Below are 13,253 nucleotides of genomic sequence, written 5' to 3'. Positions count from 1 at the left end.
GAAAAGGTCTACCTCGTCTGTTTTGTGATGTTAATCAACAATGTTAACGTTAACAATTAATTTTTGTGATAAAAATCACTATAAATCTGTTGGCTATGGCTTTTGCGAAACCTCACAGAGTCAATCTTTCGCAGCATTAACCCGTTCAGCGAGAGGAGCTTAAGGGCGGCAGGAGTCAGCCCCGTAACCCTAGTAAAGCCGCCGATTACGACTTATCTGTTGTAAAGTATCAGTGAAATAGTGTGTTGGATAAAAATAAGTTATCACCTGTGCAAAAGATCATATTTGATAACCCTGTCCATACGTTTATTATGTTTTAAACTATCGTGGGGCAATAGTACCCTATCGATATTATGGGCCATATCAGGAAAGTTTATCGGCCCAAATAAAATAAGGAGGAAAAGTGCTGCTGGATAAATTGCTACTGGTTGTCCTTATGATTTTATTATCGCTTTTTGCCTGGATGTTTTTTTCACCCTATCACATGTATTCAACGGCTTATGAATTTCTTGAGTTGTTTGGATTCCAAGAGGGATACAATACATTAGGCTTCGGTCCTCAGCCGGAAACAGTAGACTAGACAAAAAAACAGGTGCCACTCTGGGCACCTGTCTTCGGGTATAAAAACACCTTTATTCTCGCGATTTTATTCTCTTGGTGCTGTTTCTATTGGCTCTTTAATAGGCAGAACTGAATAACTGGCCACAATCGCCGTAAGGATAATAAATAAGTGCCCTTCTGAAGAATCCAATAAGAAGGAGTTAAACAGGTGACAAGCCAAGTAAGCGCAGAGCAAAGCAACCAACACATTTCTGGTCTGGGCGGGTAAACGCCAGGCTGAACGGAAATAACACCACATCCACCCAAGGAATAAGGCTAAACCAACGACACCAGATTGGACTGTTTGCATCAGATATTCATTATGCGGGTTTATGCTATATTCGCCTTGCGAAATACTGAGCCAAAAGCCCCCAGCACCATGCCCTAAAATAGGAGCCTGTTCTATCAGCTTCACCGATTCCAGCATAAATGACGTACGCAGCCCCATCGAACTGTCACAGGACGTTTTATCCACCTCCTGTTGGGTTGCCAGGCAGCTTTGAACCTCCGTCACACCTTGCTGTAATCGCTCAACAGCACGGTTAGGTACCATGATCACAATGACAGCGACAATAATGGCACACACTACCATTCCCAAACGCTGGCGAGTTGAAAGCGACAGTAGCCCCCACACCCCAAAAGCGGCCGCCAACGCCACATAGCCCGTCCTGCCCTGCACCATAAAGACAATGTTATACACGGCCAGACACACCAGCAGAGCATAGCCCCAGCGCTTAAGCCCATGGCTACGGAAAGCTAATGAAAGCCAGATGACCGCGGCTATGGCCATAAAGAAGTTATGTGTAATCTGTAATTTAAATACTGTCGGATTCAGTGGATCAATATGGCCCAATGGCATATGAAGCACCCCGACCCACAGACTCGCTAGCAAGATAACCGCATTGGCCAATAAAAAACCTTTAGCAAAATAACTAGCCAGTGAACGGGATAGGACAAAAAACATAGCTAACGGCAAGATATACAACAACTTTGAATACTTACCAACCATCACTTTACCGTACAGATTGTGATGCCAGAGTAAAGATACCGCTAACAGCAAAAACATCACTGCGGGTAACCAAATCAGTGGTTTTTTTGCTAATTCTTTCACATAACGGGTATCGCGGCTCAGCAGTAAGCAGACAACCGCTAATACCATTGAAAGATTCATTATAAAATTAGAAGTGGGTAGACCAATACCTAACAGAAATGCAGTTGCGCAAGACAACATGCCAACATATCGATGAGCTGGCGGCGAACCGGGCAAAGTAGCAGGAGAAATCATAAGTCACTCACTTCAGATTAATCACCAAGAGAGGCTGCGTGACATACGTGTACCCCATATTGCAGCCCCAAATCTATAATATAGCCAACCAGAGCATACCGGTTGGCTATGATAAATATTTCAGATAAATGCAGTTATGCCGCCAGTGAACGGAACAGATAACGGAACCACCATAATGGTCGCCACCAGCCTTTGCGCTCGGGAACTGTTGCTGGCCGTGAATGTACTTTTTTGATTTCCCAATTAAAGTTAAGGAAGATGCGGCTATGACCATATTCCGCACCAAAGCGTGCAATTTCATTTTTCTTGCGATCATCAATCGGCGCATTATACGTCAAGTCACGATCCAGAGAATGATAGCTTTTCTTCCTATCAACATTGCGCTCAATACACCGGTATTGTTTGGGCAGGTAGCGCGGCGTGGTGCCATGGTCTTTGTGGAACTTCACAAAACGATAATCTTCCGAACCGTAGTGGCCAGCAAACTCTTCGTCATAACCATAAAGTCTGAAGAATCTAGCCCGGGACATGAAGAACAAATTCGGATGGCCACGGTAGGCTTTCCCCGTTTCTTCATCGGTACGATAGATGCGATACAGCGAGCGCCCCGGATTACGGGCATTAACCAGATAACGCATAGTGTCTTCAGGTAGCAAGCAATCTAAATCGGTAATGATTATCTTGTCAGATTTAGCGTAAGTCACACCCAGATTGCGCGAACCCGCCTGATTCCACTGGATATCAGTCGTAATTCTTAACCACGTGAAATTCAAATCATAATCTTTTACTTCGTACTCGAGCGGAGAACAATCATCAACAATGACAAATTCGACAGCATCTTTAATATCATCAGGATAAGATTCATATTCCTTTAACAAAGACTCAACGGAATCCATATTTCCCTGATTACAGTAAAAATGAGTTACATAAGACAACTTGATGTGTTGCTTATCTAACGGATGCCGTGCTTTAACGATTTCTACATCCTTCGTCACAATATAAACCTCTGTTTTAAGAGAGAAAATAAAAATAAATTTTTATAATTTCTTGAATACTGATGTTTTAATAAACTCAGTAAGAATAAAGGGCGCTAGCATGCCAAATAACTTTGCGGTAAAGGATAAAGAGTTACCATAATCAGTCAAATATTTTCTTCACATTATTGTGTCAATGATGACGGGATGTGCATAACAAGTGATTGATAATTTTTGCGTTCTTCTTTGAAAATTGAGCAGAAAGCCCACATCAGTTGCTGGATTATTTTGCCACGAAGTTTTATAGAAGTTTTGCAGAAGAAAAATTGGCAGGATATAAAACTCACGGAAGCATATGCCCCCGTGAGCTATGACATCAACAGCAGAATTACATGTGTTGAATAATGGCGTCGCCAAACTCACTGCATTTCAACAGTTTAGCGCCGTCCATCAGACGCTCGAAATCGTAAGTCACTGTCTTAGCCTGAATAGCGCCTTCGGTGCCTTTGATAATTAAATCAGCCGCTTCGAACCAGCCCATATGACGCAGCATCATTTCTGCAGACAAGATAATAGAACCTGGGTTCACCTTATCTTGGCCCGCATATTTCGGTGCTGTGCCGTGAGTGGCTTCAAACAATGCACACTCATCACCAATGTTGGCACCTGGGGCAATACCGATACCACCAACCTGCGCAGCCAATGCATCAGAAATGTAATCGCCATTCAGGTTCATACAGGCAATAACATCATACTCAGCTGGGCGCAGCAGAATCTGTTGCAGGAAAGCATCGGCAATAACATCCTTAACAATGATGTCTTTGCCGTTGTTTGGATTCTTGATTTTAACCCATGGGCCGCCGTCGATCAGCTCACCACCAAATTCCTCACGCGCTAACTGGTAACCCCAGTCTTTAAATGCGCCTTCGGTGAATTTCATAATGTTGCCTTTATGAACCAGAGTAACTGATTCACGATCGTTGGTAATGGCATACTCAATTGCCGCACGTACCAAGCGCTTAGTCCCTTCTTCTGAACACGGTTTTACACCGATACCGCATTGTTCAGGGAAGCGGATTTTCTTCACGCCCATCTCTTCACGCAGGAACTTGATCACTTTTTCAGCTTCTGGTGAACCGGCTTTCCATTCAATGCCCGCATAGATGTCTTCTGCGTTTTCGCGGAAAATAACCATGTTCGTCAATTCAGGGTGTTTTACCGGGCTTGGGGTACCCTCGTAATAGCGCACCGGGCGCAGGCACACATATAAGTCGAGTTGTTGGCGCAAAGCCACGTTCAGAGAACGAATACCGCCGCCCACTGGCGTGGTTAACGGACCTTTAATTGCTACACGGTAATCACGAATCAGATCCAATGTTTCTTCTGGCAGCCAAACATCTTTGCCATAAACATGGGTGGATTTCTCACCAGTGTAGATTTCCATCCAGGAGATTTTACGCTCACCTTTATAGGCTTTCTTAACCGCAGCATCGACCACGTTAATCATGGCTGGAGTCACATCAACGCCAATGCCGTCACCTTCAATAAATGGAATGATCGGATTATGCGGAACAACCAGTTTACCCTGAGCATCGACAGTAATTTTCTTACCTTCTGCCGGAACAACTACTTTGCTTTCCATCAACCTCTCCTTCAGCGCAATTTTGTTAATGCCTTGTAAGATTCGTGTCAATACTACTTGAATATTCGTTCCACGCCAATCCGAAACAGATTGAGGTATAATGCGCTAATCATTCGAAATCGCAATAATCATGAATAAATTCTCTGTTAAAAATCACAAAGTTAACCGATTCAGCACCAAGGCACAGGCTAAACAGGCGAAGCCTATGGCCCCACGTCGAGTATTGTTATTCAACAAGCCTTTTGATGTATTACCGCAATTTACTGATGAGGCTGGGCGCTCAACTTTGAAGGAATTTATCCCTTTTAATGATGTTTATGCAGCCGGACGACTCGATCGTGATAGCGAAGGTTTACTGGTATTAACTAATGATGGCAAATTACAAGCTAAGCTCACGCAACCGGCCCAGAAAACCGGTAAAGTCTATTACGTGCAAGTCGAGGGGATACCGAGTGATGACGCACTCAGCCAATTAAGGGCGGGAATCACCTTGAAAGACGGCCCTACATTACCTGCAGGTGCGGAGTTAGTGAGCGAACCGACATGGTTATGGCCGCGTAATCCTCCCATTCGAGAGCGCAAAACCATTCCCACAAGTTGGCTAAAGATCACGCTTTTCGAAGGTCGTAACCGGCAGGTGCGCAGAATGACAGCCCATATTGGCTTCCCAACCCTGCGCCTAATCCGTTTTAGTATGGGAAATTTAAGCCTGGGTGATTTACAGCCCGGCGAATGGAAGGAGATAACCGATGTTTAAGCCCCATGTTACCGTAGCGTGTGTGGTGCATGCCCAAGGGAAATTTTTGGTCGTCGAAGAGACTATCAATGGCAAGAAATTATGGAATCAGCCCGCGGGCCATTTAGAAGCGGATGAAACGCTGCTGCAAGCTGCAGAAAGAGAATTGTGGGAAGAGACCGGTATTCGAGCCAGCCCGCAATTTTTTCTGCGCATGCATCAATGGCTAGCGCCGGATAAAACGCCATTTTTGCGTTTCGCTTTTGTTATTGAGCTACAGGCCCCCTTACCCACCCATCCTCATGACAGTGATATCGACCGCTGTCTGTGGCTCACCGCCGATGAAATACTGCACGCGAATAACTTGCGCTCACCTTTAGTGGCGGAAAGTCTCCGTTGCTACCAACGGCCCGAGCGTTATTCGCTTGATCTGGTTGGCTCATTTAACTGGCCTTTATAACAGGCAAATTTGATTAACTCAGGTAATTTTGCCGGGAGTGCGAATCTACCATGCAGCAATGCGGTCAACGTGATAAAATCCGGCGCTTGTTTTTATGATGCCTTAGCCGCGTTGGAAAATGAGTCGGATAATGTCATCCGTCATAGCCCTCTTGAGGCTGTAGGTATTTACGTTAGTGAGATTTCCATGTCAGATAACAGCCAGAAAAAAGTAATCGTCGGGATGTCCGGCGGTGTCGATTCTTCCGTTTCCGCCTACCTGCTCCAGCAACAGGGTTATCAAGTTGCCGGCTTGTTCATGAAGAACTGGGAAGAGGATGATGGCGAAGAGTATTGCTCAGCGGCGACCGATTTGGCCGATGCGCAAGCGGTATGCGACAAACTGGGCATGGAGTTGCACACCGTCAATTTTGCCGCAGAATACTGGGATAATGTGTTCGAACTGTTCCTGGAAGAGTATAAAGCCGGGCGCACTCCCAACCCTGATATTCTGTGTAATAAAGAAATCAAATTTAAAGCTTTCCTTGAATTCGCTGCCGAAGATCTGGGCGCGGATTACATCGCTACCGGCCATTATGTCCGTCGTCAGGATGTTGAGGGCAAAAGCCGCTTGTTACGCGGCCTTGATGGTAATAAAGACCAAAGTTATTTTCTTTATACCTTAAGTCATGAGCAACTCGCTCAGAGTTTATTCCCTGTCGGTGAATTAGAAAAACCCGAAGTTCGCCGTATTGCTGAACAATTAGAGCTGGTCACCGCGAAGAAAAAAGACTCGACCGGCATCTGCTTTATTGGTGAGCGCAAATTCCGTGATTTCCTGGGGCGCTACCTCCCTGCTCAACCAGGCCCCATCATGACAGTTGATGGTCAGCATATGGGGGAACATCAAGGTTTGATGTATCACACGCTAGGCCAGCGCAAAGGTTTAGGCATTGGCGGCACCAAAGAGGGCGGCGATGACCCGTGGTATGTCGTGGATAAAGATGTCGCCAATAACATCTTGCTGGTCGCTCAAGGGCATGAACACCCGCGTTTAATGTCAGTTGGTCTGATAGCCCAACAATTACATTGGGTTGACAGAGAACCCGTTACCGCTGCTTTCCGCTGTGTGGTGAAAACCCGTTACCGCCAGCAGGACATTCCTTGCACAGTGACGCCACTGGATGACGAACGTGTTGAAGTTCGCTTTGATCAGCCCGTCGCGGCGGTCACCCCCGGACAGTCTGCGGTTTTCTATCAGGGTGAAGTCTGCCTCGGTGGCGGTATTATCGAGCAACGTTACCCGCTGACGGGCGCGGCGACAAACTGAACCCATCATTAATGAACCAGAACGTTTACAGGAGTGACCGTGGCGAAAAATTATTATGATATTACGTTGGCTTTGGCGGGAATCTGCCAGTCAGCTCGCTTGGTTCAGCAATTGGCTCATGAGGGCCAATGCGATAATGATGCATTAAATACGGTGTTGAATGGGTTGCTACAAACTAACCCGCCCTCAACTCTGGCGGTATATGGCGGTAATGAGCAATCCCTAAAAATGGGGTTGGAAACACTGCAAAGTGTCTTAAACGCTAACCGCCAGGGGCCTGCGGCAGAGCTAACCCGCTATACCCTTAGCCTGATGGTGCTTGAAAGAAAACTCAATGCCAATAAATCGGCGATGAATACTTTAGGCGATCGCATCAGCCAGCTTGATCGCCAATTGGCACATTTCGATCTCGAATCTGAAACAATGATGAGCTCGCTGGCCGCTATTTATACCGATGTTATCAGCCCACTCGGGCCACGCATTCAAGTTACTGGCTCACCCGCCATTTTACAAAGCACATTGGTGCAGGCAAAAGTTCGTGCCGCCCTGCTGGCGGGGATCCGCTCAGCTGTGCTTTGGCAACAAGTGGGTGGAAGCCGTTTGCAGTTAATGTTCTCGCGAAATCGTCTGTTTAAACAGGCGCAGAGTATTCTTGCTCATAATTGAAATACTTTCTCAGGAGTTGCCACCGATGGAATTATCCTCACTGACCGCCGTTTCCCCTATTGATGGACGCTACGGCGACAAAGTCAGCGCACTGCGCCCAATCTTTAGCGAATTCGGTTTGCTGAAATTCCGCGTGCAGGTCGAAGTACGTTGGCTGCAAAAACTGGCCGCCTGTGCAGAGATCAAAGAAGTTCCCGCTTTTGATGCGAACGCAAACGCTTACCTTGATAAAATTGTGCAAGAATTCAGTGAGCAAGATGCGCAGCGCATCAAAACCATTGAGCGCACCACAAATCATGATGTGAAAGCGGTTGAGTACTTCCTTAAAGAAAAGGTTGCCAGTGTTCCGGCATTGCATGCCGTGTCAGAATTTATCCACTTTGCCTGCACTTCAGAAGATATCAACAACCTGTCACATGCCTTAATGCTGCAAACGGCGCGCCAAGAGGTCATATTACCGATGTGGCGTCAGATGATTGATGCCATCAAAGCCCTAGCTCACCAGTACCGTGACTTGCCGCTGTTGTCCCGCACTCACGGCCAGCCGGCGACACCGTCTACCATCGGTAAAGAACTGGCGAATGTCGCTTACCGAATGGAACGTCAATTCCGCCAACTGTCACACGTCGAAATTTTAGGCAAAATCAATGGCGCAGTAGGTAATTACAATGCCCACATTGTGGCCTATCCTGAAGTCGACTGGCATCAATTTAGTGAAACTTTTGTGACTTCACTGGGGATCAACTGGAACCCCTACACAACACAAATTGAACCACACGATTACATTGCCGAGTTCTTCGACTGTGTGGCGCGTTTTAATACCATCCTGATCGATTTTGACCGCGATATCTGGGGTTATATTGCATTGAATCACTTCAAGCAAAAAACCATCGCCGGTGAAATTGGCTCGAGTACCATGCCTCATAAAGTCAATCCAATCGACTTTGAGAACTCAGAGGGCAATCTGGGCCTGTCCAATGCCGTGCTAGGCCATTTAGCCAGCAAACTCCCGGTATCGCGCTGGCAGCGCGACCTGACGGACTCTACCGTGCTGCGTAACTTGGGCGTGGGTTTGGGTTATGCGGTAATAGCCTATCAGGCGACGATGAAAGGCATCAGCAAGTTAGAAGTCAATGAAGCGCACCTGTTGGCAGAGTTAGACCATAACTGGGAAGTTCTGGCCGAGCCTATCCAAACCGTGATGCGCCGCTATGGCATTGAAAAACCGTATGAAAAATTGAAAGAATTGACTCGAGGAAAACGTGTTGATGCTGCCGGTATGCAAGCATTTATCGACAGCCTCGCACTGCCGGAAGAAGAAAAAACTCGGTTGAAGGCCATGACACCGGCCAACTATATTGGCCGCGCCACAACAATGGTCGATGAACTGAAGTAATATATTAGCCTTAAATACAGGTGGCAAAACAATGCCGCCTGTATAATTGCTGATTCCCCCTGCGTACTGCCCTGTTTAGCCCCGGTTTAGCCGCTGTCATTGATAATACGAGTGATATCAAAAAGGACGTTACACTCACTGGAGCTATTATCATTATGTTGAAAAAAACACTGCTTTCTCTCGCCCTGATGGGAACCTGTACTGCCGCTATCGCAGCTGATTACACCTATATCGCCGGTGGCCTGCAATACGGCTCAATCAGCAGTAATGACCGCTTTGATAAGCAATTTAATCAAGGCCAGTACAGCCATATTGGTCACCGCGATATGGGCGGTATCTACCTTAATGGTGGCTATGGTTTTGATAACGATTTGTTTATTGATGGCCGTATCAACAGTATCGCCAATAGTGACCGAGGCCTTGCTGAAGCCGTTCTTGGATTGGGCTACCATTTTGCATTTTCACCCAATATTGATTTTTACACCTTAGTCGGTGGCAGCCGCCATGCCATGGTGTTTGATGCCAGCAAAGACGGTAAAAAAACCAATACTTACAATAGCGCTACTGGTGAAATCGGTATCAAAAGCAAAGTATCCCAAGATATTGGTCTGGACGTTGCTTACCGCTTAGCAAATTATGATGGCCGCGCCTTCCATGAAGCACGCATCATGACAGATTATGCATTAACACCCAGCCTCGCGGCTGAAGTGGGTTACACCTACCATAACTGGAAAGTCAGTGATCAAGCGATGCAAGTAGGTTTACGTTACACTTTCTAAGTGACTGTTTTAATTTTTACTTGTCGGGTAATATCAGATTACCCGGTTAACGAATATCGAGGAATGTGGTATGCGGGTTTTAGTTGTCGAAGATAATGCTTTGTTGCGTCACCATCTTACCGTGCAAATGCGCGAAATGGGCCATCAGGTTGATGCAGCGGAAGATGCCAAAGAGGCAGACTATTTCTTGCAAGAACATGCCCCAGATATTGCAATTATTGATCTCGGTTTACCGGGTGAAGATGGCTTGAGCCTTATACGTCGCTGGCGGAGTCATCAGACAAACCTCCCGATTTTGGTGCTAACTGCACGGGAAAGCTGGCAAGATAAGGTCGCGGTGCTAGAAGCAGGTGCAGATGACTATGTCACCAAGCCTTTTCATCTAGAAGAAGTTATCGCACGTATTCAAGCTTTGATGCGGCGTAATATCGGCCTAGCATCGCAAATAATTGAATTTCCGCCATTTCAAATTGACCTCTCACGGCGAGAATTGAGCGTCAATCAGCAGCAGATTAAACTGACTGCTTTTGAATACACTATCATTGAAACCCTGATTCGTAATGCTGGGAAAGTTGTCAGTAAAGATACGTTAATGCTGCAGCTTTACCCTGATGCAGAACTGCGTGAAAGCCACACCATTGATGTACTAATGGGCCGTTTACGTAAGAAACTGCAGGCTGAACATGAAAGCGAAGTAATTACGACCATCCGTGGTCAGGGATACCGTTTTGACGCTAACTAGACATCATGTTCAGGAAAAATAGCAAACCGTTCTCTCTTCGCGCCCGTTTTCTTATGGCGACAGCAGGTGTCATTTTAGCGCTGTCGTTATCCTATGGCATGGTCGCCGTCGTCGGCTATATCGTCAGTTTTGATAAAAGTACGTTCAGTGCTCATCGCGGCGAAAGTAACTTGTTCTTCAGTTTGGCCCAATGGCATAACAATAAGTTGAGCATTTCAGTTCCACCAGAAGTTGAGCTGAATATACCTTCACTGGTTCTGATTTACGATAAAGATGGCAATATCCTGTGGCGTCAGCGACATGTGCCCGAGCTTGAGTCTCATATCGAAAAGAGTTGGTTACAAAAGCCGGGGTTTTATGAGCTCGATACCGGTACCCATATCAGTAGTATGATGTTGGGTGATAACCCGAAAGCTCAAGACCAGTTAAAAAAATATGATGATACCGACAGCAGCGCTCTGACTCACTCCGTGTCCGTGAATACTTATCCCGCAACATCCCGTTTGCCGCAGCTCACTATTGTGGTTGTCGATACTATTCCGCAGGAATTACAGCGCACAGATTTGGTCTGGAACTGGTTTAGTTATGTTTTGCTGGCGAATTTACTGTTAGTTGTCCCTTTATTGTGGCTAGCCGCCTATTGGAGCCTAAGGCCCATTAAGACCTTGGTCAGTCAGATAGGTCAGTTGGAAAAAGGTGAGCGCGATCAACTGGATGAGAATCCTCCGCGCGAATTGCAAGGTTTGGTTCGAAATCTCAATATTTTGCTAACAAATGAACGTCAGCGGTATACAAAATACCGCACAACACTGTCAGACCTCACTCACAGTCTCAAAACTCCGCTGGCGGTATTGCAAACGACATTGCGCTCTTTACGCACAGGGAAGCAAACCACCATTGAGGAAGTGGAACCGATTATGCTTGAGCAGATAAGCCGTATTTCTCAGCAAATTGGTTATTACCTCCATCGGGCCAGTATGCGCTCCGAACATAATGTGTTGATCCGCGAAATTCATTCGGTTCCCGCCCTACTCGATAGCCTGTGCAGTGCCCTGAATAAAGTTTACCAACGCAAAGGTGTGGTGTTGACGCTAGACATTTCACCTGAAGTTACATTCTTAGGTGAACAAAATGACTTTATGGAAGTGATGGGTAATGTCCTGGAGAATGCTTGCAAATATTGCCTGGAGTTTGTCGAAATAACCGCCCTGCACTCTGAAAAACAACTCACTATCGTCGTTGATGATGATGGGCCGGGTATCCCTGAAAGTAAAAGACAACTTATTTTCCAACGAGGACAACGTGTGGATACTTTACGCCCGGGGCAAGGGCTTGGATTATCGGTTGCAGCGGAAATTATTGAACAATATCAAGGCAAAATAACCATCACAGAGAGCCCGTTAGGGGGAGCAAGGATGATGGTGACTTTTGGCCAGCAAAATGATTATCACGCTGATTAATAAAATTTGCTTGATAACACCTGATACTGACGGCGCGCATCCGTTATAATCACCAGCAAGTTCACCCCTGCGCTGGAATAAACATGGATTACCAACTCAATCTCGATTGGTCTGATTTTCTGCAACGCTATTGGCAGAAACGCCCCGTCATCCTCAAACGTGGCTTTAAAAATTTCATTGATCCGCTCTCACCAGATGAGCTTGCTGGCTTAGCCATGGAGAATGAAGTCGACAGCCGGCTGGTGAGCCATGAAGATGGCCGCTGGGAGGTGAGCCATGGTCCGTTTGAAAGTTTTGATCACTTAGGTGAAACTAATTGGTCATTGCTGGTGCAGGCCGTTGACCATTGGCATGAACCCGCAGCCGCCTTGATGCGCCCATTCCGCCCACTTTCTGACTGGCGGATGGACGATTTAATGATCTCCTTCTCGGTCCCTGGTGGCGGTGTTGGCCCGCATTTTGACCAATATGATGTTTTTATCATTCAGGGCACCGGCCGTCGTCGTTGGCGGGTTGGTGAGAAAACAGAAATGAAGCAGCACTGTCCTCATCCTGACCTGCTGCAAGTCGGGCCATTCGACGCCATTATTGATGAAGAAATGGAGCCTGGTGATATTCTCTATATTCCACCGGGTTTCCCTCATGAGGGCTATGCACTTGAAAATGCATTGAATTACTCAGTTGGCTTCCGCGCCCCGAATGGCCGTGAACTGGTCAGCGGCTTTGCCGACTATGTGCTTTCTCGCGAGTTAGGCAGTTACCGTTACAGTGACCCGGATTTACCACTGCGGGAACATCCGGCCGAAGTGCTGCCACAAGAAGTCGATAAACTGCGTGCAATGATGCTTGATTTAGTTCAGCAGCCCGAAGATTTCCAACATTGGTTTGGCGAGTTTATTTCTCAATCACGCCATGAGTTGGATATCGCCCCGCCAGAGCCGCCTTATCAGGCCGGCGACGTCTACGAACTTCTTAAGCAAGGTGATGAATTACAAAGGCTTACTGGCCTGCGGGTTTTACGTGTTGGTAACCAATGCTTTGCTAACGGCGAACTAATTGATACCCCGCATTTATCCGCCGCCGATGCTTTGTGCCAACACTTTAGTGTTGATGCGGCAAAACTGGGTGATGCCCTCGAAGACCCTTCTTTCCTGGCAATGCTCACTGCGCTGGTGAACAGCGGTTATTGGTATTTTAACGACTAA

At 46.6% G+C, this 13,253-nt stretch carries 13 protein-coding genes; 10 read left to right on the top strand and 3 right to left on the bottom strand.

What is annotated here, in order from left to right; all coding sequences use genetic code 11:
* Window positions 1–403: 403 nt before the first annotated feature.
* On the top strand, window positions 404–580 hold the full coding sequence (locus D5F51_RS22585) for a hypothetical protein (RefSeq protein ID WP_167480523.1): 177 nt from the start codon (window positions 404–406) through the stop codon (window positions 578–580).
* A gap of 66 nt (window positions 581–646) precedes the next feature.
* On the opposite strand, the gene D5F51_RS06655 is transcribed toward D5F51_RS22585, so the two are convergent.
* The 3 genes from D5F51_RS06655 to icd all read right to left on the bottom strand — a co-directional run bounded on the left by D5F51_RS06655 (window position 647) and on the right by icd (window position 4,501).
* Window positions 647–1,867, bottom strand: coding sequence for an O-antigen ligase family protein (locus D5F51_RS06655; RefSeq protein ID WP_129199231.1), 1,221 nt, complete (start codon window positions 1,865–1,867; stop codon window positions 647–649).
* A 152-nt stretch (window positions 1,868–2,019) separates the two neighbouring features.
* Window positions 2,020–2,880 carry a glycosyltransferase family A protein gene (locus D5F51_RS06650; protein WP_025378589.1) on the bottom strand — a complete coding sequence of 287 codons (861 nt, stop codon included), beginning with the start codon at window positions 2,878–2,880 and terminating at the stop codon, window positions 2,020–2,022.
* 367 nt (window positions 2,881–3,247) lie between these two features.
* Entirely contained in the window at window positions 3,248–4,501 is a 1,254-nt protein-coding gene (gene icd, locus D5F51_RS06645) for an NADP-dependent isocitrate dehydrogenase (RefSeq protein ID WP_019209643.1), read from the bottom strand.
* Between the two features lie 130 nt (window positions 4,502–4,631).
* On the opposite strand from icd, the gene rluE reads away from it, so the two are divergent.
* The 9 genes from rluE to D5F51_RS06600 all read left to right on the top strand — a co-directional run bounded on the left by rluE (window position 4,632) and on the right by D5F51_RS06600 (window position 13,253).
* A complete protein-coding gene (rluE, locus tag D5F51_RS06640; protein ID WP_129195948.1) occupies window positions 4,632–5,258 on the top strand; it encodes a 23S rRNA pseudouridine(2457) synthase RluE in 627 nt (208 codons plus the stop codon).
* Window positions 5,251–5,697, top strand: coding sequence for an NUDIX hydrolase (locus tag D5F51_RS06635; protein ID WP_129195947.1), 447 nt, complete (start codon window positions 5,251–5,253; stop codon window positions 5,695–5,697). The genes rluE and D5F51_RS06635 overlap by 8 nt, the downstream gene beginning before the upstream one ends.
* A 186-nt stretch (window positions 5,698–5,883) precedes the next feature.
* Window positions 5,884–7,005, top strand: a complete 1,122-nt coding sequence (gene mnmA, locus D5F51_RS06630) for a tRNA 2-thiouridine(34) synthase MnmA (RefSeq protein ID WP_129199229.1) — start codon at window positions 5,884–5,886, stop codon at window positions 7,003–7,005.
* Window positions 7,006–7,044: 39 nt separating this feature from the next.
* Window positions 7,045–7,671, top strand: coding sequence for a high frequency lysogenization protein HflD (gene hflD / locus D5F51_RS06625; RefSeq protein ID WP_025378662.1), 627 nt, complete (start codon window positions 7,045–7,047; stop codon window positions 7,669–7,671).
* A 25-nt stretch (window positions 7,672–7,696) separates the two neighbouring features.
* A complete protein-coding gene (gene purB / locus D5F51_RS06620; RefSeq protein ID WP_129195946.1) occupies window positions 7,697–9,067 on the top strand; it encodes an adenylosuccinate lyase in 1,371 nt (456 codons plus the stop codon).
* Between the two features lie 155 nt (window positions 9,068–9,222).
* The gene (locus tag D5F51_RS06615; RefSeq protein WP_025378664.1) at window positions 9,223–9,846 is read left to right on the top strand and encodes a YPO1635 family putative outer membrane beta-barrel protein; all 624 of its coding nucleotides are present in this window, start codon (window positions 9,223–9,225) and stop codon (window positions 9,844–9,846) included.
* Between the two features lie 70 nt (window positions 9,847–9,916).
* The gene (gene phoP / locus D5F51_RS06610) at window positions 9,917–10,588 is read left to right on the top strand and encodes a two-component system response regulator PhoP (protein WP_025378665.1); all 672 of its coding nucleotides are present in this window, start codon (window positions 9,917–9,919) and stop codon (window positions 10,586–10,588) included.
* A 5-nt stretch (window positions 10,589–10,593) separates the two neighbouring features.
* Entirely contained in the window at window positions 10,594–12,048 is a 1,455-nt protein-coding gene (gene phoQ, locus D5F51_RS06605) for a two-component system sensor histidine kinase PhoQ (RefSeq protein ID WP_129195945.1), read from the top strand.
* Window positions 12,049–12,131: 83 nt separating this feature from the next.
* Window positions 12,132–13,253 (top strand): ribosomal protein uL16 3-hydroxylase, encoded by a 1,122-nt coding sequence (locus tag D5F51_RS06600; protein WP_025378667.1) that lies wholly within the window; start codon window positions 12,132–12,134, stop codon window positions 13,251–13,253.

The sequence above is a fragment of the Yersinia hibernica genome (genome assembly GCF_004124235.1).
GTDB classification, from domain to species: Bacteria; Pseudomonadota; Gammaproteobacteria; order Enterobacterales; family Enterobacteriaceae; genus Yersinia; species Yersinia hibernica.
The sequence above is the reverse complement of the archived record's forward strand: the minus strand, read 5'-3'. Positions and strand labels throughout refer to the sequence as shown.

Bases quoted from the DNA above. Each gene is read 5' to 3' on its own strand.
- icd (WP_019209643.1), bottom strand. From the start codon at position 4,501: ATGGAAAGCAAAGTAGTTGTTCCGGCAGAAGGTAAGAAAATTACTGTC.
- rluE (WP_129195948.1), top strand. From the start codon at position 4,632: ATGAATAAATTCTCTGTTAAAAATCACAAAGTTAACCGATTCAGCACC.
- D5F51_RS06635 (WP_129195947.1), top strand. From the start codon at position 5,251: ATGTTTAAGCCCCATGTTACCGTAGCGTGTGTGGTGCATGCCCAAGGG.
- mnmA (WP_129199229.1), top strand. From the start codon at position 5,884: ATGTCAGATAACAGCCAGAAAAAAGTAATCGTCGGGATGTCCGGCGGT.
- purB (WP_129195946.1), top strand. From the start codon at position 7,697: ATGGAATTATCCTCACTGACCGCCGTTTCCCCTATTGATGGACGCTAC.
- D5F51_RS06615 (WP_025378664.1), top strand. From the start codon at position 9,223: ATGTTGAAAAAAACACTGCTTTCTCTCGCCCTGATGGGAACCTGTACT.
- phoP (WP_025378665.1), top strand. From the start codon at position 9,917: ATGCGGGTTTTAGTTGTCGAAGATAATGCTTTGTTGCGTCACCATCTT.
- phoQ (WP_129195945.1), top strand. From the start codon at position 10,594: ATGTTCAGGAAAAATAGCAAACCGTTCTCTCTTCGCGCCCGTTTTCTT.
- D5F51_RS06600 (WP_025378667.1), top strand. From the start codon at position 12,132: ATGGATTACCAACTCAATCTCGATTGGTCTGATTTTCTGCAACGCTAT.